Source organism: Jonquetella anthropi DSM 22815 (assembly GCF_000237805.1).
Taxonomy (GTDB): domain Bacteria; phylum Synergistota; class Synergistia; order Synergistales; family Dethiosulfovibrionaceae; genus Jonquetella; species Jonquetella anthropi.
Genome location: NZ_CM001376.1, coordinates 1347793 through 1371311 on the forward strand (window position 1 = coordinate 1347793; position 23519 = coordinate 1371311).

Annotated in this window: 17 protein-coding genes; 2 read left to right on the forward strand and 15 right to left on the reverse strand. The window is 60.6% G+C overall.

The features are described 5' to 3' along the window. The first annotated feature begins 32 nt into the window (after window positions 1–32). On the forward strand, window positions 33–1946 hold the full coding sequence (locus JONANDRAFT_RS06300) for an alpha/beta hydrolase family protein (RefSeq protein WP_008523231.1): 1914 nt from the start codon (window positions 33–35) through the stop codon (window positions 1944–1946). Between the two features lie 72 nt (window positions 1947–2018). On the opposite strand, the gene glmS is transcribed toward JONANDRAFT_RS06300, so the two are convergent. The 15 genes from glmS to JONANDRAFT_RS06375 all read right to left on the reverse strand — a co-directional run bounded on the left by glmS (window position 2019) and on the right by JONANDRAFT_RS06375 (window position 21866). Next, window positions 2019–3863: a glutamine--fructose-6-phosphate transaminase (isomerizing) gene (gene glmS / locus JONANDRAFT_RS06305; RefSeq protein WP_008523232.1), complete on the reverse strand. Its 1845-nt coding sequence runs from the start codon at window positions 3861–3863 to the stop codon at window positions 2019–2021. 281 nt (window positions 3864–4144) lie between these two features. Continuing rightward, window positions 4145–5512 carry a phosphoglucosamine mutase gene (glmM, locus tag JONANDRAFT_RS06310; RefSeq protein WP_008523234.1) on the reverse strand — a complete coding sequence of 456 codons (1368 nt, stop codon included), beginning with the start codon at window positions 5510–5512 and terminating at the stop codon, window positions 4145–4147. 23 nt (window positions 5513–5535) lie between these two features. After that, the gene (locus JONANDRAFT_RS06315; protein ID WP_008521728.1) at window positions 5536–6762 is read right to left on the reverse strand and encodes a CdaR family protein; all 1227 of its coding nucleotides are present in this window, start codon (window positions 6760–6762) and stop codon (window positions 5536–5538) included. Between the two features lie 8 nt (window positions 6763–6770). Beyond that, window positions 6771–7592, reverse strand: coding sequence for a diadenylate cyclase CdaA (gene cdaA, locus JONANDRAFT_RS06320; protein WP_008521729.1), 822 nt, complete (start codon window positions 7590–7592; stop codon window positions 6771–6773). A gap of 56 nt (window positions 7593–7648) precedes the next feature. Next, window positions 7649–9436, reverse strand: a complete 1788-nt coding sequence (gene pyk / locus JONANDRAFT_RS06325; protein WP_008523237.1) for a pyruvate kinase — start codon at window positions 9434–9436, stop codon at window positions 7649–7651. Further along, a complete protein-coding gene (gene dnaE, locus JONANDRAFT_RS06330) occupies window positions 9436–12858 on the reverse strand; it encodes a DNA polymerase III subunit alpha (RefSeq protein WP_008523239.1) in 3423 nt (1140 codons plus the stop codon). Before dnaE ends, pyk begins: the two co-directional genes overlap by 1 nt. Window positions 12859–12902: 44 nt before the next feature. Then, window positions 12903–14849 carry a DNA polymerase III subunit gamma/tau gene (dnaX, locus tag JONANDRAFT_RS06335; RefSeq protein WP_008521732.1) on the reverse strand — a complete coding sequence of 649 codons (1947 nt, stop codon included), beginning with the start codon at window positions 14847–14849 and terminating at the stop codon, window positions 12903–12905. Window positions 14850–14881: 32 nt separating this feature from the next. After that, window positions 14882–15817 (reverse strand): 1-phosphofructokinase family hexose kinase, encoded by a 936-nt coding sequence (locus JONANDRAFT_RS06340; protein WP_008521733.1) that lies wholly within the window; start codon window positions 15815–15817, stop codon window positions 14882–14884. A 109-nt stretch (window positions 15818–15926) separates the two neighbouring features. Further along, on the reverse strand, window positions 15927–16844 hold the full coding sequence (trxB, locus tag JONANDRAFT_RS06345; protein ID WP_008523240.1) for a thioredoxin-disulfide reductase: 918 nt from the start codon (window positions 16842–16844) through the stop codon (window positions 15927–15929). 98 nt (window positions 16845–16942) lie between these two features. Beyond that, entirely contained in the window at window positions 16943–17800 is an 858-nt protein-coding gene (gene prmC / locus JONANDRAFT_RS06350; RefSeq protein WP_008521735.1) for a peptide chain release factor N(5)-glutamine methyltransferase, read from the reverse strand. After that, window positions 17790–18866, reverse strand: coding sequence for a peptide chain release factor 1 (gene prfA / locus JONANDRAFT_RS06355; RefSeq protein WP_008523241.1), 1077 nt, complete (start codon window positions 18864–18866; stop codon window positions 17790–17792). The genes prmC and prfA overlap by 11 nt, the downstream gene beginning before the upstream one ends. A gap of 2 nt (window positions 18867–18868) precedes the next feature. Then, entirely contained in the window at window positions 18869–19810 is a 942-nt protein-coding gene (locus JONANDRAFT_RS06360) for a DUF1385 domain-containing protein (RefSeq protein WP_008523242.1), read from the reverse strand. Then, a complete protein-coding gene (gene thyX / locus JONANDRAFT_RS06365; RefSeq protein ID WP_008523243.1) occupies window positions 19807–20445 on the reverse strand; it encodes an FAD-dependent thymidylate synthase in 639 nt (212 codons plus the stop codon). Before thyX ends, JONANDRAFT_RS06360 begins: the two co-directional genes overlap by 4 nt. A gap of 75 nt (window positions 20446–20520) precedes the next feature. Continuing rightward, complete coding sequence (gene rpmE / locus JONANDRAFT_RS06370; RefSeq protein WP_008521739.1) at window positions 20521–20751, reverse strand: 50S ribosomal protein L31; 231 nt, start codon at window positions 20749–20751, stop codon at window positions 20521–20523. 83 nt (window positions 20752–20834) lie between these two features. Then, the gene (locus JONANDRAFT_RS06375) at window positions 20835–21866 is read right to left on the reverse strand and encodes an AI-2E family transporter (RefSeq protein WP_008521740.1); all 1032 of its coding nucleotides are present in this window, start codon (window positions 21864–21866) and stop codon (window positions 20835–20837) included. A 328-nt stretch (window positions 21867–22194) separates the two neighbouring features. Between JONANDRAFT_RS06375 and rsxC the strand changes: the two genes are divergently transcribed. Continuing rightward, window positions 22195–23514 (forward strand): electron transport complex subunit RsxC, encoded by a 1320-nt coding sequence (rsxC, locus tag JONANDRAFT_RS06380; RefSeq protein ID WP_008523244.1) that lies wholly within the window; start codon window positions 22195–22197, stop codon window positions 23512–23514. Window positions 23515–23519 lie beyond the last annotated feature (5 nt).

The following is a 23519-nucleotide window of genomic DNA, read 5'->3' on the forward strand; positions in this document are numbered from 1 at the left end:
GTTTTTATTCCCATAATGAAAGGGTTGAAATCATGGTAAGCTCCCCTATTTTCCTCAGCCTAGCGGCCCTGTCGGTCCTCTTGGCGTCACCCCTGACGGCAGCCCCCGCGGCCGACCAGTCTGTTCCGCCGCGTCTCCCGGTGGAGGACTTCTTCCGGCAGCCGGAAAAAACCGCTTTTCGTCTTTCCCCGAACGGGAAGATGTACTCGTGGCTTGAACCGTGGAAGGATCGGTTCAACGTGATGGTCGCACCGGTGGACGGCTCCCAACCGGCCCGACGGGTTACCGCGGCGACCGAGCGGGATATCCGTTCGTACGGCTGGGTGAACGACGAGACGATCGTCTACGCTCAGGACTTCGGCGGCGACGAGAACTACCACCTGTACGTGACGCCGGCTGACGGGTCTTCCGCCCCGAAGGATCTGACGCCATTCAAGGGGGTCAGGGCGAGCGTTCTGGACGACCTTGAAGACGACCCGGAACACATTCTGATCCTGATGAACAAGGAGAACCCGGAAGTCTTTGACGCCTACCGGGCGAACGTGAAGACCGGCGAGCTGACCCGTCTGACCGACAACCCGGGCAACGTGGTCGGCTGGGGGACGGACAATGATGGGCATATCCGTCTGGCCTACGTGAGCGACGGGCTGACGAGCCGGGTGTTGTACCGGGAGAACGAATCGGAGAAGTTCCGGGAGATTTTCTCTTCTGACTTCAAGGATTCTATCGAGCCTGTCGGCTTCACCGGCGACAACAAGAAAATCTACCTGCTTTCCAACTTGGGGCACGATTACTCGGCTCTCTACCTGTACGACCCCCAAACGAAGAAGCAGGACCTGATCTGTTCGTTCACTGACCGGGACGTGTCCGGTATTCTCTGGTCGCAGGCTCGGCGCACCCTTCTGGGCGTGAGCTGGTACACCGATCGAAGCGGCCGGCTGTACTTCGACGAGGAGGCCCGCGACTTTTACGAGGCCCTGAAAGCCCGTTTCCCCGGCATGGAAGTGGGCATTACCGACACGTCTAAAAACGAACGGCGGATCATCGTCGTCGAGACGAGCGACAAGGTTCCCGGCCGGCTCTACTACTACGACAAGGACAAGCCGGGCGAGTTCAAGCTGTTGGCTGACCTTTATCCTTGGCTGAAAGAAGAGCACATGGCGTCGATGAAGCCGATCAGCTTCACCGCCAGAGACGGGCTGACGATTCACGGCTATCTGACGCTGCCCCTCGGGCGGCCGGCCAAAAACCTGCCCGTTGTGGTCAACCCTCACGGCGGGCCGGAGGCTCGGGATACGTGGGGGTACGACCCGGAGGTTCAGCTGCTGGCTAACCGGGGGATGGCGGTGCTTCAGGTCAACTACCGGGTGTCGACCGGTTACGGGAAGGCGTTCTGGAAGGCGGGCTTCAAGCAGTGGGGCCAGAAACAGCAGGACGATATCACCGACGGAGTGAAGTGGCTGATCAGCGAGGGCATCGCTGACCCGAAACGAATCGGCATTTACGGCGGCAGTTACGGCGGGTATGCCACGCTGATGGGCCTGATCAAGACGCCTGAGCTCTACCGGTGCGGGGTCGACTACGTGGGCGTGGCCAACCTGTTCACGCTGTTCAAGTCAATTCCCAGCTACTGGCGGCCGATGCTGACCGTGATGAAGGAGACGATCGGCGACCCGAAAAAGGACAAGGTGATGTTCCAGCAGTATTCGCCGGTCTACCACGCCGATAAAATCAACGTACCCCTTTTCATCGCCCAGGGCACCAACGACCCGCGGGTCGTGAAGGACCAAAGCGATCAGATGGTTAAGGCCATGAAGGCCCGAGGGATTGAGGTGGAATATCTCGTCAAGAACAACGAAGGCCACGGCTTTTCCAACGTGGAAAACCGGCTGGACTTCTACCGGCAGATGTCCGACTTCTTGGAGCGCCACCTGACGAAACGCTGAGTTTTTCCGCTGAGACGAAAAAAGCAGCCGGACCGAGTTCTCGGTCCGGCTGCTTTCGTTTTGGCTTCTATTTTACTCGACTGTGACGCTCTTGGCCAAGTTGCGGGGCTGGTCGATGTTCCGGCCGCGGATCAGCGCCGAGTGGTACGCGAACAGCTGAAGCGGCAGCAGGGTCAAAAGCGGCGAGAAATCGGCGCTCACTTCGGGCACGAAGATCACCACGTCTGCCGCGTCTGGCTGAACCGGCCGGCCGTCGACCGACGCGCCGTCGGTGGTAACCAGGATTACCGGTGACTTTCTGGCGATGCACTCCTGCATGTTGGAGAGGGTCTTCGCCAAGAGCTCGTCGCCGGGGGCGACGACAACCGAGGGCACGGTCTCGTCAAGCAGGGCGATCGGCCCGTGCTTCATCTCGCCGGCGGCAAACGCCTCGGCGTGAACGTAGGAAATCTCCTTGAGCTTAAGCGCTCCTTCCATCGCCACGGGGAACGAGACGCCCCGCCCTAAAAACAGGAAGTCCCGGGCGAAGCTGAACCGTTCGGCGACGCTGGAAATATCACCGCACCGAGCAAGGGTCTGGTCCATCTTCCACGGCAGGCGGGACAGCTCGACGACAAAGCACTTCAGGTCGTCCTGGCTCAGGTCTCCGCGCAGACGGGCGAGGGCAAACCCCATCAGCACGAGGGTAATCACCTGAGACGTGAACGTCTTCGTGGCCGCGACGCCGACTTCGATGCCAGCCCGAAGGTCGATGACGTCGGCTGCTTCCCGGGCGATGGACGAGTTCACCTGATTCGTCACGGCGACGGCATAATGGCCTCGGGATTTAGCAACTTTGAGGGCAGCCAACGTGTCGCTGGTCTCGCCAGACTGGGAGACGAAGACGGCCAGCGTTTTCGTGTTCGTTCGGTCAGGTCTTGACCGGTACTCGGACGCCACGTCGACGGTCATCGGCACGGACAGATACCGTTCGAGAATCCGCTGGGCGACCGTTGCCGCGTAGCATGACGAACCGCAGGCGACAAACTGGAGGGCTCGCAGCTCCTTGGCCTGTTCGGGCGTCAGGGACAGCAGCCCGTCTAGGACGAGACCTTCCGGCGTCAGCCGCCCTTCAAGGACGTTGCGGACGACGGCGCTCTGCTCGTAAATTTCCTTCAGCATAAAGTGGGCGTACCCCGCCTTGTCAATCATCGACGGGGACACGTCAAGAGCCTGAGGCGTCCTGCTGTGCGGCTCGCCTTCCAGATTCCAGAACTCGGCTCCGCTCGGAGTCAGCCGACACAGCTCTCCCTCTTCGAGGAAAACGACCTTGTCGGCGTACTCGGCCAAGGCGGGAACGTCGGACGCGCAGAGCGTCTCTCCGTCGCCCAACGCTACCACGAGCGGCGCGCCTTTTCTGGCGCAGTAAATCTCGCCGGGCCTGTCGGCGAACATGATGACCAGCGCGAACGCGCCTTCGAGACGGCCGAACAGCTCGCCCAAGGCTTTCAACGGGTCGCCCGCGTACAGCCTGCCAAGGGTCTGAGCGACCACTTCCGTGTCCGTGTCGGAGACGCACTCCACCCCGCTTTCTTTCAGCTGGGCTTTCAGCGCGACGTAGTTTTCAACGATTCCGTTGTGGATGATCGCCACTTTGCCGGCGGCGTCCATATGGGGATGGGCGTTGACTTCCGTCACGCCGCCGTGCGTCGCCCACCGGGTGTGCCCCATGGCACAGTGACAGTCGAACGCGCCGGCTTCGTGAAGGCGGTCTTTCAGCTGAGCTACCTTGCCGACAGTTTTTGTCACGCGAATTTTTCCGCTCTCAAGGCAGGCGATGCCTGCCGAATCATAACCGCGGTACTCCAGGCGCTCCAGCCCAAGCAGTACCAAAGGAACAGCCTGCTTGTGGCCGGTGTACCCTACAATTCCGCACATTCCATATCCTCCTTGCACGACAAAGCGAAGCGCGGCCGCCCTTTTGTCCGCCGATCGCCCGACGTCTTTGTGGACAGCCTTGAGGGAATCGCTTCCTTCCCCGAGGGAACCCGCCGAAAATTTCGATAACCCCCGACCTCGTCAACTGCTCTTCGCAGTTCAGGCGCTTCCATCGTCCGCGTCTTTTCTCCCCTTATCACCTCCCTGACGTAAGAAACAGCAGGGAAACGGCCCGGCGACAGCCTGCCCGTTCCCTGCCCTAAAGCCTGCAATTCCGGACGCTATGCCTCGCGAATCAGCTTTTCCAACACCTGAGACGTCTGAAGAAGCTGGTCTGGGTCGTCGCACTCCACCAGCAAGCGGATGAGCGGCTCTGTCCCCGACGCCCGAAGCAGAACCCGTCCCGACGTTCCCAGATCCCGATTAGCCTGATCGACCGCCGATTTCACGGCCGGGCTCTCCATCGCGCGATCCCGGTCCGCCACGCAGATGTTCACGAGCCTCTGAGGGAACGGGTGGAACTCATCCGACAGACCGGTCGTCTGCCAACCCATCTCCCGACAGGCCCTCAGAAACGCCATGGCAGTGCAGAGCCCGTCGCCAGTTTTGGTGAACGCGTCAACAATGACGTGCCCGGACTGCTCTCCGCCTAGGCGGGATGCGGTGCTCCGCATCATGTCCAGAACGTACCGGTCGCCGACGGCGCAGCGGAACACCTGAATATCCTCTTTTGACAGTTGGCGTTCCAGCGCCCCGTTGCTCATGACCGTCGCAACGACCCCGCTTCCCAACAGGTCTTCTCGCTTCAGCCACGTGCCCAAAACCCAGAGAATGACGTCCCCGTCGATCACCCGGCCCAGCCGGTCTACCATCAGCACTCGGTCGGCGTCGCCGTCGAAGGCTATTCCCAAATCGAACCCCGACTCTTTGACCGCGTTTTTCAGCGTCTCCAGGTGCATGACGCCGGACTTTTCGTTGATGTTCAACCCGTTGGGTTTGTGGCCAATGATCAATGCGCGGCATTTCAGCCGGCGCAGAAACGGCTCCATGACGACTGACTGAGCGCCGTTAGCGCAGTCGAAGACGATCTTCATGTTGGACAAGTCGTCGCCGGCCAAAACGGACAAACTGTGCTCGGCATACTCGACGGCAAAACTGTTGTCAGAAAGAATTTCTCCTACCGACGCGCCGGTCGGGCGCCAGTCGTCGATCAGCTCGTCGCCCAAGTAATCTTCGATTGCCAGCTCGTCGCTGTCGCGAAGCTTCTGTCCGGCTCCGTTGAGGAACTTAATCCCGTTGTACTCCGGCGGGTTATGGGACGCGCTGATAATGCCACCGCCCTGAGCGCCGAAAGCCGCAACCGCCAAGCTGACCGCCGGCGTCGGAAGGACTCCCAAACGAACGACCTCTGCCCCTGCCGACGTCATGCCGGCCGTCAGAGCGTTTTCAAGCATCAAACCAGAACGGCGGGTGTCCCGCCCGACGACAATCTTTGGACGGGGCTCTCCCCGCTCGGTCAGAAAAAGCACATAGGCCCGTCCCAGCCTCAACGCCATTTCCGGCGTCATTGATCCTCGGTTGGCCACATCCCTCACGCCGTCAGTGCCAAAAAGGCAACGAACTCTCTGGCTGCCGTCAGTTTTTTCCATCGTCGGTTCTCCTGTCTTCTTCTCTAATCCTTCGCTATAACACGAACCGTCGCCGGCTCCACAGTCACGGACGAGATCCCGGGAATGCTTGAATCGTACTCGAGGCGCACCGGCACCCGAATATTCCGCGTGACCACGTTCGTCACGTCCACATAGGCCAGAGCCTTCAGCTTCTCCAACGTCACGTCAGAGGATTTATTCTGCTCAAACTGCACGCGAACCGTCACCCTGTCCGGGTCAGCGATCCAGCCGTCAAACGGCGACGTCCCTTCCTGCCTGATTTCAAGCGGGACGCTTTCAAAAACCTTTTCTTCCTGTCTCGGCCCAATTGTGACCGACACTTGAACGCTTTTTTCTCCGACCAGCTGGAACGGACTCGCCGGGGGTACAACGCGCAGCTTGACTGATGTAGTTTCTGTCAGCCCGTCCAAGTTCAGCGGCTCGGTATGAAGGTCAGGAACTTTCCCAGTAAAGCCCTCCGTCCCAGTGACTGATACCGTTGGCGGGGATATTTCGACGTTCTTGATCATCAGGTTCTCCGGCAGCTCGCCGGTCGTGTCCAGCTTAACCGCCGCCGGCAGTTCAGGCAGTCCCTTTTGGAACTTTCCGAAGACTTTAACCGTTGCAGGTACAGCGTCCAAATTGCCCCAAAAACCGCGCGGCAACTGAACGGTCAGGTTCCACGGCCCGCCAGCTTCCAGCTGAGCGAGAGTCGGCCGCACAACCACGTGGGTCAGAGCGCCGATTTCGTTCTGCCGGCCCCGAACGGTTACCCTCTCCGGCTCAACCGTCTGATCCCGGAGCGTGTACCCTTCCGGCATGTCCTTTGGCGTCTCGACGCGAACAAGTACCTGACGCTCAAGCAGCTGCGACAGGTCAATTTTTACCGACGTGGGAGAGACCGACACGATCTCAATTCTTGCCGGGCCGGAAACTCGGACCGGCAGCTGCACCTGTCCGGCCTTCAAGCCCGCCAAGTCGACGTCGGTCACTATCGAGTCCGGCTTCATGGCTGCGACGGCTCGCCGTTCGCCCTTGACGGTCACCACGACTGTTCGGACAGACGGCGTTACCAGCAAATTCGACGGCGGGTTTGAAAACTCCAGTCGGACGTCAAACTCCTTGATGACCGACTCGTCTCGCCCTCCGACGACGAAAAACCACAGGACAGACGCCACCATCAGGGAAAAAACCTGCAGAAAGATTTTCGACTCCAGAATCTTGTTCAGGTTCACGTTCAGTCTGATCATGGCGGCCTCTAGTCATCCCCCAGCGAGCGGATCTCGTCGTGCAGGCTTTCCAGCAGCGACTGCTGGGTCTGATCCGCGCCGGCAAAGTACTGCACCAACAGCTTGCGAATCTGCGCGTCCTTCAGGTCCTGGGACAAACGCCCGTTGATCGCCATGGAGATCTTACCCCGCTCCTCGGATACCACGAGGGATATGCAGTCGGAGACCTCTGTGACGCCGATCGCCGCCCGGTGGCGGGTTCCAAGCCAGCGGGACAGGTCGGCGTTCTCGGTGAGCGGAAGGTAACACCCGGCAGCGATGATCTCGTCGGTGTCCAAAATGACAGCCCCGTCGTGAAGGGGGTTATTGACCCAGAAAATTGAAATCAGCAGTTCCTGAGTTATCTCCGCGTTCAGCTTGACGGCCGTGCTCCAAAAGTCCTTGAGGCCGGTCGTCCTCTGGAGGACGACCAGCGCGCCAATCTTGTGCGCCCGAAGGTACGAGAGGGCCTTGCCTACCTCGTCGGCCATCGACTCGCCGCGGGCCAGCGCTTTCTGCCGACGCCATATGCCGCCGCGGCCCAGCTCTTCCAGGACCTTGCGGAGCTCAGGCTGAAAGATGATGGGCACGGCGAAAAACAGCAGGCTCAAAATTTGGTTGAGTAGCCATGACAGGGTGTCAAGAGCCAACCCGCGGGCGATGAAACTCAAAACCGTCACGAGGAAAAAGCCTTTTACCAGCTGAAATGCCCGGGTGTTCCGAAGGAGAAGGAGCACCCGATAAATCATATACGCGATCACCAAGATGTCGACACAATCCTGCCATCTCAGGTTGCGGAGCATCTCGCTCATCTGGCAGCCCCTCCTCGCAGACCTTTCTACCGTCTCATCATATCACACCGGCCCGGTCACTTGCTTCCGGCGCCCAAGTTAACCCGCCCCTCGTAAATGAGGCCTTTCCCCGAGTCGACCGTGATGATGCTGTCGTTTTTCAGTTTGTCGGCCACCCCGGCAGCCCCGACGACGGCCGGTATTCTCAGCTCAAGAGAAACAATGGCCCCGTGGCTCGTCAGCCCGCCTTCCGCCGTGACAACGGCGGCCGCTTTTTCCATGGCCGGAATGAACGACTTGTCGGTTTCCTCGGCGACCAGAATATCCCCGGGCTGGAACCGATGCAGATCTTCCGGCGTGCGGCACACGCAGGCGCGTCCGGTGACGACGCCGGGCAAAACGGGAAGTCCGCTCGCCACAATTCGGCCTACAGTTTGAACCTGAATCAGGTTGGTCGTTCCGGGGACGTCCAGCGGCACCCCGGCAGTCACCACGACCAGATCCCCCTGATTGACCAGACCGGCGGCCAAGGACGCTTCAACGGCCCGGGCCACCGCCTGTTCCCCGTCGCTGGCGGTGGGGCACAAGACCGGAACGACGCCCCAACACAGGCACAGCTCCCGGGTCGTGCCAACCGACGGCGTGGTGGCCACTATCGGGCAGGACGGGCGGTACTTGCTCACAAGCCGGGCGGTCGATCCTGACTTCGTCAGGGAAATGACCGCGCTGGCGCCGAGCTTTCGGGATATCTCCACAGCTGCCATAGCCACGCCGTCGGGCACCCCCGCCTCGACTGGAACTTTCAGCGGGCGCTGCCAGCGGCGAAGTTCTTCCTCGCTGCGGACGACGATTTTCGCCATGGTCTGAACGGCCAGAAGGGGATATTTTCCCGCCGCCGTTTCGCCGGACAGCATGACCGCGTCGGCGCCGTCCAAAACGGCGTTGCTCACGTCGTTTGCCTCAGCCCGAGTCGGCCGCGGGTTGCGGATCATCGAGTCGAGCATCTGGGTTGCCACGATGGTCGTTTTGCCCCGCAGGCGGCACAGGTCGATGATTCGCTTCTGCACGAGCGGCACGTCTTCTGTCGGGATTTCAACGCCCAAGTCGCCGCGTGCGATCATCATGCCGTCCACCACGTCGGCAATGGACTCCAAGTTCTCCACCGCTTTTTTCGTCTCGATCTTCGCGATCAGGCGGGTGTTCGCCCCCTGCTCTTCCACGACTCTCCTGACCGCCAAGACGTCGTTTCGGTCCCGGACGAACGACACGGCGATGCAGTCCACGCCGTTGCGCACGCCCCAGATGATATCGTCCTTGTCCCGGTCGGACATGGACGGCAGAGACAGCTCAGCGCCCGGCAGGTTGATTCCCTTGCGGTTGCCCAGCATGCCGCCGACGTCGACGGTACAGATGAGGTCGGCGTCCCGTTTTTCCCGGACGATCAGGTGAATCGTCCCGTCGTCGATGAACACGTCCTGCCCGACCTGGCACTCTTCTGCCAAGTTGCTCTCGGTGACGCCCACGCCAGTCGCGTCGCCGGGCTGACCGTCGTCAGGCCGTAGGACGAACGTCTGACCGGGAACGAGCTGAACGGGCTCGTCATTTTTAAGAAGCGTCGTCCGAATTTCCGGCCCCTTCGTGTCCAGCATGACCGCAATGGGCCGTTTTTTCTTCTCCTCCAAGCGCCGAACGGCCTGAAGCGCCTGACCGTGTCCCTCGTGAGTTCCATGGCTGAAGTTGAGCCGGGCCACGTCAAGCCCAGCGTCGACAATGCTTTCTAAAACGCCGTCCGCCAAGCTGGCCGGCCCGAGGGTGCAGACAATTTTTACTTTTCGCGTCATCTCAAGCGTCACCTTTCGGCGCATTATGCGCTGATGTCAAATGCTTCCGGGTCGAGTTTCGCCTGCTCTAAGAGAGCTTGGCGAAGCGCTTCGCCGCCGCTCACCTTCACGCCCATCACCATGACGGCGGCCGTCTCCTGGTCTCCGACCAGCTTGAGAATAACCGACGACGGCCCGGGACAGCTCTTGAGAGCCAACAACAGCCGTTTGGGCGTGAGAGCCCGAAGCGCGTCGGGCTCCAAAGTGATTTCGAGGAACTTGCGGCTGGAAGGCCGCCCTTCCAGCGGGACGATCCGGCTGGCGATGACGGTCCCGTCGCCCCGGTCGTCAAGCCGGCCTTCGATGAGATACGGTTTCCCCTCGAACAGCAGCGGCTTCACGCTCAGCCAGTTCAGCCCTGTCTTCGATTTGGGGAAGCACACCACTTCAACTTCCCGTTCGCCGTCGTCGAGCCGCAGGACGCCCATCGCGTCCCCGCGTTTGGTAATTCGTTCTTTCCACTCGGTCAGCAGCCCGGCGAATACCGGCGCCACCGACTGGCTATGCCAGTGGGCCAAGTCAGACGCCGTCGCGTTGACCTGCCCTTGGATAACCTCCCGGAACTGATCTATCGGGTGGCCGGAAATGTACATGCCGATGACTTCTTTTTCCATCGCCAGGCGGGTTTCCAAGTCGTCATCCGGCACGTCGGGGAGTTCAACTCGGTCGAGCGACGACAGGTCGCCGAACAGCGACGCCTGCCCGTCGTCGACGTGAAGGCGCGATGCCGCGTCCACCATCGGGCTGGCAGCTTCAAGAAGCTGACGCCGGTTCGTCGAGAAGCAGTCGAACGCGCCGGCCTTGATAAGGCTTTCCAGAGCGGCTTTGTTGACGTGGCGAAGGTCCACCCGGGTCACGAAGTCCCACATGTCCTTGAACGGACCGCCGGCCTTTCGACTTTCCAGAATTGCCGAGACGGCGTTCTCGCCCATTCGGCTGACCGCGCCCAGCCCGAAGCGAATAACTTCGCCAGCCGCGGTGAACGACGATCGGGACTCGTTGATATCGGGGGCCAGCACGTCGATTCCCGACGAGCGGACTTCTTTCACGTACGAGGCCATGACGTCCTTTTTCGCGCCGATCTTGCTGGTCAGGTACGCCGCCATGAACTCCTTCGGGTAGTGCGTCTTGAGCCACGCCGTCTGATAACTTATCAGAGCATAAGCGGCACTGTGGGACTTGTTAAACCCGTACCCGGCGAACTTCTGGATAATGTCGAAGATGTTTTCTGCCGAGTTCTTGTCGATGCCGTTTTTCAGGGCTCCCTCGACGAAAATCGCCCGCTGTTGGTTCATGACCTCGATTTTTTTCTTCCCCATGGCGCGCCTCAGCAGGTCGGCTCCGCCCAGAGTGTAGCCCGCCAGCACGGACGCGCACTTCATGACCTGTTCCTGGTACAGCACGACCCCGTAGGTCTCCTTCAGCACCGGCTCCAGCTTCGGGTGCAGATAATGAACCCGTTCGCCGTGCTTGCAGTCCACGTACTGGTCTACCATTCCGCTTTCAAGCGGTCCCGGACGGTACAGGGCCAGAATAGCGACCAGATCGTTGAACGAGTCGGGAACCATCCGGCGGATCAGCCGCCGCATGCCCGGCGATTCCAGCTGAAAGATTCCCAACGTGTCGGCGTTCTGGAGCAGCTTGAACACTTCCGGGTCGTCCAGCGGAATTTCCTCGAGGTTAACGTTCCCCTTGCCGTTTTCGCGGATGTTCTCCAACGCGTCTTCTAGGATGGAAAGCGTCTGAAGCCCCAAAAAGTCCATCTTGACCAGTCCAAGGTTTTCCACCGGCTCCATAGAAAACTGAGTGACGACCTGATTTTCTCCGATTTTCCGAACCGGCACGACGTCGGTCAGAGGCATCGGAGTGATCACCACGCCGGCAGCGTGCTGAGAGCAGTGACGGGCCAGACCTTCCATCTTGGAGGCCGAGTCCAGCAGCTCGGCGACCTGCGGGTCCTCGTCGTTGAGCGACTTCAGGTCCGGAGTCTGCTCTATCGCCTCGGCGATGGACTTGACCCCGTCAGGCACCAGTTTGGCGACCTTGTCCACGTCCGCGTAGGGAAGTCCCATGGCCCGCCCCACGTCCTTGATAGCGGCCTTAGACTTCATGCGGCCGAACGTGATGATCTGGGACACGTTTTCCACGCCGTACTTGTCGATCACGTACCGGATCAGCGCCTCGCGCCCCTTGTCCGACACGTCGGTGTCGATATCGGGCATGGAGATTCGTTCCGGGTTCAGGAACCGCTCGAAGATCAGGCCGAACCGAAGCGGGTCAAGCTCGGTGATCCTCATGGCGTAAGCCACCAAAGAGCCGGCAGCGGATCCGCGGCCGGGGCCGATGGGAATATGCCGGTTCTTGCAGGCCTGAATCACGTCGGCGATGATGAGGAAGTACCCGGAAAAGCCCATTTGGCTGATGATCCCCAGCTCGTACTGGAGGCGCTGCTCGTACTCGGGCGGTATGACGCCACCTAGGCGTTTCTCCAGCCCTGCCCGGGCGCCTTTGGCGAGAAAACTGTCCAGCGTTTCGCCTTCCGGCACGTCGAACTTCGGAAGGCTGTAGTGGCCGGTCTTGAGCTTAAATTCAAAACTGCACCGCTCGGCGATTTCCACCGTGTTCGTCAGGGCGTCGGGGACTTCGGCGCCGAAGAAGTTCCACATCTCTTCGGGCGAGCGCAGGTAAAAATCGTTCACCTCGAAGGACATCCGTCCCGGGTCGTTAATCGTCTTGTTCGTCCCCACGCACAGGAGAAGCTCATGCCAGTCGAAGTCCTCCGGGTTCAGGTAGTGGGAGTCGTTGGTGGCGATGAGGGGAAAGCCGTTCCGCCGGGCCATTTCCACGAGAAGTTTGTTGACGGCCACCTGTTCGGGCAGGGTGTTGGACATGATTTCCAGATAATAGTTCTCCGGCCCCATGATGTCCCGATACAGCTGCGCGGTCTCGAAAGCCCTCCCGTCTTCGCCGGCCAGAAGGAGGCTGGACACTTCTCCAGCGAGGCAGGCGGACGAGGCAATGAGCCCTTTGCTGTACCGAGCCAACAGGTCGTGGTCAATCCGCGGCTTGTAATAAAACCCGTCGGTGTTGGCGATGGACACCAGTTTGACCAGATTGTGATACCCTTCGTCGTCCTTCGCCAGCAGGATCAGGTGATGGCTCCGCTTCTCCCGGGACTGGATGCCCTCGGGAGCCACGTACATCTCGCAACCGATGATCGGTTTGACGCCGGCTGACTTGCAGGCCTGAAAGAACTCCACCGCGCCGTACATGACACCGTGGTCGGTCATAGCGACAGCTGGCTGGTGCCATTGAGCCGTCCGAGCCGCCAAGTCGCCGCACCGGATCGCCCCGTCCAACAGGCTGTACTCAGTGTGGACGTGAAGATGGACAAAAGGATGTTCCACAGCCCATCACCTCCTTGAAAAGTCCCGCTCTCCTAAATGGAAGATCAGGGCTCGGTCTCTTCGTGTTCGTTGTCAGTCTCTTTTCGGTAGTACAGCAAGTCCGCCGGCGGCAGATGAGCGAGCATATCAAGCACCGACTCTGCCTGCGCTCCAACCTTCTTCTCCTGAGCGGCGCCGGCAGGCTCAGCAGGGACCGGCTCAACCTCAACGGGAGAAATCTGCAGGCCCGCTTTTGCCGGCTCGCTCCCTTCGGCCGACTCGGCCTCTTGGTCCGCTTTTTCCTCTTTCGCTCCGGCCATGCGGGAGATCATCTTTTCCGCGTCTTCCAGCTCGGTCAGGCCGGAACAGTCGCGGGTCTGGCCGCAAAACCGGACCGTCACGTTTTCCAAATCGGGGAAGTGAGCCTTCAGCCGGCCACGAAGCGCGGCCATCCGTCGGTCGTTCATCGCTTCCCAAGCTATCGTCTGGCTGCCGTCAAGGTCGACTGTCACGCCGCCCTCGCCGCCGGCAAAGGAAGCAAGGTGAACCACCGTCCACAGGACGGGATCTTCCGCGGCAGGGAACTTCCGCAGCTCGTCTACGGCCTCTGCCATCCGCCCGGGGTCCTCTTCCAAACTGACGGGACTGGAGGCATTAACTTTTTCTTCTACCGACGCCGGCTGTTCGGCCTCCTCTTGGAACGGCTGAGCGTTCTGAGGCTCGTTTTCCGTTTCACGCGGCGGCAGGTCGACGGTCAAGGCAGGCTCAGGGGCCCGACTTGCCGAAGGCTCCCGCTCGGAAGAAACGCCCGTTTTGCCGCCGTCTTGAGCCGGAGCTGCAGGAGCGGGCGACGAAAAGACCCGATTCGCCGGGATCGACGGCTTCATGACAGGGGGCTCAGCGACGGCTGGCTCCTTTCCGCTCAGTGCGTCAACGGCCCACATGGAGACCAGCCCGGCGACCACCGAGCTTCCCATGCCACGGCGAATTTGCGGCGTCAGGGCGGCGAGCCGAACCAAAAACGATTCGAGGCTGCCGGAATGCCCGCGAGCGGCTTCTCCCTCGCGCAGAAGCCACCCTTCTTCGTCCTCCGAAAAGGCCGTGCCGGCGAGTCCGGCCTGGCCCCATCGGACGAGAAGCCACAGGTTTCTGACCGAGGAAAAGACGTTGGATACCAACCGTTCAGGCAACGCCCCGCTCAGAAACATATCTGAAAGCACGCTGACGCTTCGCGCCGGATCGGTCCGGCACAGGGAGAGCCAGCTCTGAATTTCTTCTGTTGAGCCGCCGCCGGTGAGCTGCGAAACTGCGGCTTTCGTCACGCTCCCGCCGCCCAGCGCGATAACCTGTTCCAGCAGCGACAGTCCGTCTCTCATGCCGCCGTCGCTGCTGCGGGCAATTTCCCACAGGGCTTCGCTCTCGGCGGAAAGCCCTTCCCGAGCCGTCACGTCCTTCAGCTGAGACACGATGTCGGGAACCGACAGCCCGTGAAACGGGATATGCTGGCACCGGGAACGAATTGTGGCCGGCACTTTATGCGGCTCGGTCGTGGCCAAGATGAACATGACCCGTTCGGGCGGCTCCTCCAGCGTCTTGAGAAGCGCGTTGAACGCCGACGCCGACAGCATATGGACCTCGTCGATGATGTACACTTTCCAGTTGCCGCCGAACGATGCTAGGCCGACGTTGGCCTTCAGCTCCCGGACCTCGTCAACTGTGTTGTTCGACGCGCCGTCGATTTCCACCACGTCGAGGCTCCGCCCGTCCCGAATGGCCAGACAGCTTTGACACTGCCCGCACGGCTCGGCGCCGTTTCGGGCAGTGCAGTTGACGGCTTTTGCCAGCAGCCGGGCTACGGTCGTCTTGCCGCACCCGCGCGGGCCCGAAAAAAGGTACGCGTGCCCGATTCTGCCGGAGGACAGGCTGCGGGTGATCACGTCCACAGCAACCGTCTGGCCGACGACATCAGAAAACGACTGGGGCCTGTAGCGCCGGTACAACGACTGGTACATGTGATCACCTCCCTGCAGATTTTAAACGCCGGTCAGTCAAGCCGCCGGAGCGAGACTGACTCGACTCGGTCTTCGACAGCCCGACGGCTTCTGACGCCCTTCATGGAGTGGCTGCTGTCCTCTAAGGCGCACGCCATCGCGAACTTCACGGCGTCTTGAACTTCCATGCCTTCAAGAGTCGCCGTCACGATGCCGGCTGTGATGGCGTCGTCAAACGTGAACAGCGAACGGGTTTCCATTTTTTCGCGGCAGTTGGCCAGCCAAATTCCCGCCGGCGTCGAAAACACTTCGCCGCCTACTTGACATGACGCGACGGCCCACCGAACGCCCAAGGCCCGAACCTCTGAGACCGCCCGTTTTTGGGCTTCGACCGAGTCATCGATCCGGGATCCGGTTCCCATCAGGAACCGATGGTCCACGTTGGCGTACAGCGGGTCGCCGGCGAGGGCGCCCATCAGCTCCGGCCCGACCGCGTTGACGTACACCGGGAGCCCGGCTTCCCGGGCCCCCAAGCACAGGTCCCTGTAGAAGTCCACCGGGACGCCAGGCGGCAGAGAGCCGCCGAGCACGACAGCCGACGCCCGATTGAGCATTCGGCTGTAGTTAGCTAGGAAAAAGCGAACCGCCTCGGCGTCGATTTTCGGCCCCTCTTCGACGATGCAAGTCTCCGACTCGGTGGCCGTGTCAATGATATTCACGTTCGTCCGAGTTTCGCCCGGCACGTGGACGAAGTTCGTCGTGATGCCAGCGCGCCGCAGGGCGTCTCGGATGTAATCGCCGTTAAAGCCGGCCAAAAATCCCATAGCAGCCGTCTCGTAGCCCATCTGCTGCAGCATGAGCGCCACGTTGACCCCCGAACCGCCGGGAGTTCGCTGGGAGGACAGGGAGCGGGTCCACTGACCGCTGGCAAAGTGCGGCATCAGGTACTCTTCATCCACGGCTGGATTGAGCGTTACTGTGACGATCACAGGCGTTCACCGTCCTCTCACGGGACTAAAAAGGGCGGGCGGGCCTTTAAAGGCCCGATCCCGCCCGGCTGCCCTAGTCGGGGCAGGGTTTTGCCCCAAGGGACAAAAGCTAGAAATTGTTAACGATGTAGTTGTGAGCAGCCATCGCGGCGACAGCACCGTCAGAAGCAGCGGTGATCACCTGACGGAGCGGCGTGTCTCTCACGTCGCCGGCCGCAAACAGACCGGGGACGCTGGTGGCCATGTTTTCGTCGACCTTGATCCAGCCGCCCTTGACCGTGTCGACCAGCCCGTCAACCAGCTGGTTGTTGGGCTCCATGCCGACAAACATGAAGACGCCTTCGACGGCGATCTCGCGAAGCTCGCCGGTCTTGACGTTCTTGACAACGAGCTTGTTCACGAAGTCATCGCCCTGAATGGAGTCGACAACCGAGTCCATGACTCGCTCGATCTTATCGTTCTTCATCAGACGGTCAACGGCCATCTGGTCAGCTCTGAACTGGTCGCGGCGGTGAACGATGTACACCTTGGAGGCGAAGCCGGTCAGGTAGCAGCTCTCTTCGACGGCGGTGTTTCCGCCGCCGATGACCGCCACGTCGCAGCCCTCAAAGAAGTTGGCGTCGCAGGTGGCGCAGTAGCTCACGCCCTTGCCGCCGAACTCCAGCTCGCCGGGGAACCCGAGTTTTTTGAACTCGGCGCCGGTCGCCAGAATGACAGCCTTGGCCTCAAAGTCGCCGGCGTCAGTCTTGATGATTTTGGTCTTGCCGCTGCAGTCAAGGCTCTTGACCGTGCAGTCGACAAATTCAGCGTTGAACTTCATGGCGTGATCTTTCAGCATTTTGCCGATCTCCGGCCCGCTGGCGTGAGCCACGCCCGGATAGTTCTCGATCTCTTCCGTCTTGTTGATTGCGCCGCCGAAGTTGCCCCGCTCAAGGACGGCCGTCTTGAGGCCAGTTCTCATGCCGTAAACCGCTGCTGCCAGCCCGGCAGGGCCGCCGCCGATGATCACAAGATCCCGCTGTTCCATCTTCACATCGTCTCCTTCTCGTTTGCCGTGCGCTTGCGCCACGTCCGTCTAAGGTGATTCGTCAAACATTATAACAGAAAGTACCGCCCGTTTATCCGTCATGCTTCAGGTTTTTGCCAGAGGAAATACCTCTTTTCGCCCGACAGGTCCGCGCCGCACTCCAGCTCGCTTAGCCCTTCGGCCATCTGCCTCAGGGACTGGACTTGAGAGGCGCCGCCGAACTCGACGGCAAGAAGCCCCCCGGGAACGAGCCGGGAGCGGGCAAAATAGATCAACGGCCCGTACGGAACCAGCCCGTCCGGACCTCCGTCGAGCGCAACCCGCGGCTCCCACTGGGACACTTCGGGCATCAGTCCGTCGACTTGGCCTGATGGCACGTACGGCGGGTTGGAGATGATCAGGTCAAACGGCCCGCCGGGGATATCGTCCGGCGTCCTGCTGTGCCACAGCAGCGCCCGGGACAGAAGCCCCGCTTCTTTGAGGTTTTCCCACGCGCATTTGATGCTCCGAGGGTTGATTTCCGCCATGACGGCCCGGGCCTTGGGCTGCTCGGTCAACAGGGACAGGGCGATGCAGCCCGTCCCGGTTCCCCAGTCGAGGAACGTTCCGGCCTTGAACCGGCTCAGCACAGCCTGGACGAGAAACTCCGTCTCAGGGCGCGGCACCAGACAGCCCGGAAGGACTTTCAGGTTCCGCCCCCAGAACTGGCAGCGGCCGGTGATGTACTGAACCGGCTCCCGGTTCAGCCGCCGGCACAGGGCAGACGAGATGACGCGGGCTTCTTCAGCCCCCACAGGGTCCTGAAGCCGAGCGTGAAGCGCCGTCCGATTCCAGCCGAACAGCCCGCCGAGCAGCGCGTCAGCTTCGACGGCCGGCGACGGAAAGTCGGCAAGCTCTTTGATCAGAGCGCGGCGCCACGCTCCAAGGCTCGATTGGTCGGGAAGCTCAAGCCTCATTCTGCGCCTGAAGTTTAGCCGCCTGATCAGCCATCGTCAGCGCGTCGATCATCTCGTAGATGTCGCCGTCCAGCATGTAGTCCAGCTTGTAAAGCGTCAACCCGATTCGGTGATCTGTAACCCGATTCTGGGGGAAGTTATAGGTGCGGATTCGCTCGGACCGATCTCCTGAGCCGATCATGCCGCGACGGGTGCTGGCCTCTTCGGACTGTTTCTTCTGAAGCTCTAAGTCGTACAGTCTGGCCCGCAGGACCATCATGGCCTTCGCGCGGTTTTTAATCTGGCTGCGCTCGTCCTGACAAGTGACGACGAGCCCCGTGGGCTTGTGGGTGATCCGAACCGCCGAGTCGGTCATGTTGACGTGCTGCCCGCCGGCACCGCTGGAACGGTACGTGTCGATGTCCAGATCTTCGGGCCGGATTTCAATTTCCACGTCCTCAGCCTGAGGCATGACCGCAACCGTGGCGGCCGACGTGTGGATTCGACCTGACGCCTCGGTGGCTGGCACGCGCTGGACCCGGTGCACTCCGCTTTCAAACTTGAGCTTGCTGTAGGCTCCAGCCCCTTTGACTTGGAAGACGATTTCCTTGTAACCGCCGACTTCTGTCTCGTTTTCCTCGACGATCTCTGACCGCCAGCCCTCCCGCTCGACGAACCGGCTGTACATTCGGTACAGGTCGGCAGCAAACAGACTGGCCTCGTCGCCGCCGGTGCCGGCGCGAATTTCCACGATGACGTCCTTCTCGTCGTTCGGGTCCTTCGGCAAAAGCTGACGGTGAAGCTCCGCCTCAATTTCTTCCAGCCGTTTGACCGCGCTGGCCGCCTCTTCTTTTGCCAGTTCGGCCATTTCGGCGTCTTCGCTGTCCTCAAGGCTCTTGGCTTCCGCCAAGCCTGCCTCTACTTGACGGTACTCCTGCCAAAGCTCGACCACCGGCTGGAGATCAGCGTGTTTCTTGCCCAACACGCCCATCTCTTTGACGTTGGACGCCACGGCGGGATCGCCCATCTTCGCCTCGATCTCCCGATATGCCTGTTCTATTTCCGCCAATCGCTTCTGTATCTGCACGGTTAACAATTCCTTTCGTCCGGCGCAAACGTCCGTCCCAGCGCCTCTTCGAGCGCCGCGCGCCCAGCTTCAATCTGCGAGGCGTCAGGCTCGCGGGTTGTAAGATACTGCAGAAACAAAGCAGGCTTCATCACGCAGGCTCCGACGGTGCTTCGGGTTGACCATCGAATGATCTCAAACGACAGGCCGACGACCGCCGGGATCAGCAGGATCCTCATGCCGGTCCGCCAGAGAAAACCGCCCTGCCCGACCAGAGAGAACACGACGATGCTCACCACGACGACGACCATCAAAAACGATGTGCCGCACCGCGGGTGAATGCGGGAACAGCGCCCGATGGTCGAAACGTCCATCGGCAGGCCGCCCTCATAGGCGTTGATCGTCTTGTGCTCCGCGCCGTGGTAGGCCAGCACACGGGCCATATCCTTCCACGCCCCGAGAAGCCCTAAATAAGCGATGAAGACGCCGCCCCTGAAAAGGCCTTCCAGCACGTTCGCGCCCCATACAGGCAGCCCCAGCCACCGAGCGCTCAGTTTGCCCAGAATCATGGGCAACACGACGAATAGCCCGGCGACGGCGGCGAACGCCAAAACGCCGGTGAGAATCAAGTCTTTGGTCGTCAGGTCTTCCTCTTCGCCCAAGGAAATCTCAGTCGACCGAGACAGGCCGTGAAACCCGGCGACGAGCATTTCCACCATGACCAAAAAACCGCGGAGCACAGGCCACTTCTCGGCGCCGCCGAGCTTCACCGGCTTCAGCGGCCAGTGCTCGCGCACCAGTTTGCCCGCCCCATCGCGGACCGCCATGCCCCAGCGGGTGTAGCCTTTCATCATCACGCCTTCAATGACCGCCTGACCGCCCACGGGCATCGGCGCCGGGCGCCCTTCGGAGGTCAGCGCGGCCCCGAGAAGCCCCAAAACGCCGCAGACGGTCCTGCTTGTCACTTTTCGGCCTCCTCGGGCAAATAGCGAATAAGCCACGGCTCCGAAGCGATCAGCTCCTGCGCCATCGCCTTGACCATGGCGCGGATTTCCCACTGCGCGCCCTTGACCCGAACTCGCTTTTCATAAATGTCGAGGAACGACCGAAGGTTCAGCGTGGTGACGAACTGGGTGGTAATGCCCCCCGGAAGGACAAACCGGGCGTCCTCCATCGGAACCCCCAGCGCGCAGAGCCGATCATAGGCGTTCTGAGCATCGGCCATCGCCTGTCGGTAGCATTCCACCGCGGCCTCCGACTCGATCGAACGCGGCGTGACGAAGTCGAACTGTCCGCCCCGATCGCTTCGCTCGGAAACGTACCGCTGGCTTTGAACCGACAGGCTGACGCCAATCCGGTGCCGGCTGTACTGAGCCAGCAGGGTGCGGCTGACGCCGCTCACCGCAAACGTCATCGAGCAATGTTCCAGCGTGCTCAGGTGCTTCTGACTGACAAGAAAGTCGATCAGCTTGAGCATGGCCGACTCGCTCTGATCCTGACAGAAGAGCTCCTGCGGCTCGACCGCGCTGTGACAGGTTCGGCCGGCCGTCCAAATCGTCCGAAGGAAATTCGGCGTTTTATTGATCAGCTGAACTCGCATGACTGCCTCCATTCGGGGAAATATGCTGAAAAATAAAAAATAGAGGGACGCCTAGACCGGCGTCCCTCGAAGGGGCTACTTCGACTCTTCCTTCTGGCCGTAATTGACCCCGGCATATTTCTTGTTGAACTTCTCAAGCCGCCCTGCTTCTGACAGGACGCGGCCCTTCTTGCCGGTGTAAAACGGGTGGCAGGCCGAACAGACACCAACCTTGATTTCGGGCACTGTTGCCCTCGTCTCGAACTGATTCCCGCAGGCACAGGTAACTTTGCACGGACCATAAGCGGGATGGATGTCCTTTTTCATAGGTTACACCTCCAAACGGACAGAGCTAAGAGTTAATGATACCGAGTGAATGTACCATAAAAGAGACCGCCTGACAAGATCGGCTATTTTTGGCTGTAGTTTTTCCCTGATCCCATCATCACCGCCAAGACGTTCAGCGACGGGAAGTTTTCGCAAACGATCTTCAGGATCGCCGCCAGCGGCATCGCAAGAAGCGCCCCCATGACGCCCCACAGCCACCCCCAAAACAGCAGGGAAAGGAGAATCACCACCGGGCTCAGGTTTAGCCGATCGCCCATGACCTTCGGCGTGATGATGTTGCCGATGAGCATTTGAATGGCCAAAAGGGACAGAGCCGTTGCCAGAGGCAGGACGAACCCGGGATAGAACTGAACGACCGCCACAAGGATCGGCGGAATGGACGCGACGATGGACCCGACGGTAGGGATGAAGTTGAGGGCAAACGCCAAAAGTCCCCATGACGCGGCGAACTCAACTTTAAGAAGGCTCAAAGCCATCCACACGCACAGCCCGGTCACGGCGCTGATCAGAGCCATAACCCCCAAGAAGCGACCGATCTGGCTGGAAATGGTCGCCAGCATGCCGACCACCCGGTGAAAGGACTTCTCGTCGGCGAACGCCCGGCGAAGTTTCAGCTCAACGTACGGGCTCCCCACCAAGATGAACATCAGGAAGATAAAAACCATGACCGTTGACGACGAGAGGGAGAATACCGAACCGGACAGCTGCAACAGCCTCAGCCGCAGCTGACTTCCCCAGTCGATGGTGTTCCAGAACGTGGGGGGCACGCTCAGCCTAGAACTCACGTCCTTCACGATGGTCAGCAGCCGCTCGTAGTACATGGGAACGATCTGGATGAACTCGCTCATCCGATCCGAGATGACCGTAACCACGCCGAAGACGATGGCGAAAAGCACTCCGATGACGAGAAAGACGGTCAGCCACATGGGAACCCGATGGGCCGTCAGGAAACGAACCGCCGGCGCGACGACGAACGAGAGAAGCCACGCGATCAGAAGGGGCATAAAAACGTTTTGGGCGACGTTCAGCACCGCCCCGACCGCGATAACCGTCAACAGGCCGACACAGGCAGCAAGAAACTTGATCTCCTTCATAAGATCCCTCCCGTCATAACTGCGCTTTCACGTTCATTATAGCCGAAAACGGCCTCTGAAACGTTCCTAGCCTCTAATTTCTCTTCGCTTTTTCGGCGTGGGAAACCAAAAGACCGACCCCCTTGCCGGACCGTCTTCAAGCCGTCTTCGGGCCGTCTCCCCGACTGAAAAGCGCCAGCAATCCAGCAAGGGAAAAACTTCACGAGAGGCTAAACCTTTCTTCCATACAGTATACGTTATATAATGGCACTGTCCTAAAAACGTTTTAGAGGGGTAGGAATTTTGTATAGCGCTCTTTTTTCACCAGCGAGGGGAGGACGATAACAACATGAGCACTCTCACGTTCAAACGAGGGGTCCATCCGCCAGAAAACAAACTGACGGCCGACTGCCCGATCCGAGATCTTCAGCCGGTGGGGCCGCTCGTTTTTCCGATGTCCCAACATATCGGCGCGCCCTGCAAGCCGACGGTCGCGCCGGGCGACCGAGTTCTCGTAGGACAGGTCATCGGCGAGCCTCAGGGCTTCGTCTCGGCGCCTGTGGTTTCCAGCGTCTCCGGCACGGTCAAAGCCGTCGCCCCGGTGATGACGATTGCGGGGACTGTCTGCCCGGCTGTGACAGTTGACAGTGACGGCCTGTACGAAGAGGCGCCCCTTTCGCCCTGCGGCGATATCGAGTCCCTCGATCCGGCAACAATCCGCGACGTCATCAAGAACACCGGCATCGTCGGCATGGGCGGAGCCGGTTTCCCGACGTTCATCAAGCTGACGCCGCCGAAAGACGCTGTCGTCGACCAGCTGATCATCAACGCGTCAGAGTGCGAACCGTACCTGACCTGCGATTATCGTCTGATCCTTGAAGATCCCCAGCCGATTATGGACGGCATCCGGGCGCTGCTCGTTCTGTTCCCGGAGGCCAAGTTGTCCGTCGGCATTGAGGACAACAAGCCGGAGGCTATTGCGAAGTTCCAGGTCCTCCTTGACGGTTTCGACGAGCGGGCAAGCCTCAAAGTCCTGAAGTCCAAATACCCGCAGGGCGGCGAAAAACAGCTCATCTACGCCATCACCGGACGAAGCGTTCCTCCCGGCAAACTTCCCGCCGACGTTGGGGCGATCGTCTGCAATACCTACACGACCTACGACATCGGATACGCGCTGCGCCACGGCCGGACGAGCCTGAAGCGGATCATCACCGTTTCGGGCGACGCCATCGCCAATCCGGGCAACTACCGCGTACCCCTTGGTATCTCTGTCCGCGAAGTTCTCGACGCCGCGGGCGGCTTTACCGCCGAGCCGATGAAGCTTTTGGCCGGCGGCCCGATGATGGGCATGTCCCTCCACTCCCTTGACGTTCCCGTTGTCAAAGGGACGTCAGGCCTGCTTGCCCTGACGGCTGCGGCCCTCAAGGTTCGCCCTGAGACGCGCTGCATTCGCTGCGGCCGCTGTATTGAAGCCTGCCCGATGGGGCTTCTTCCCTCTGCGCTCGACGCGGTGGTTCGGCTTCAGGACTACAAGGCGTTTCAGGCCAGAGGCGGCATGAACTGCATTGAGTGCGGCGCCTGCACGTACTCCTGCCCGGCTGGGCGGTTCCTTACCCAGACGTGCAAGGAAGGCAAAAAATACGTGGCCGCCATGAACAGAAAGAAGTGACCGCC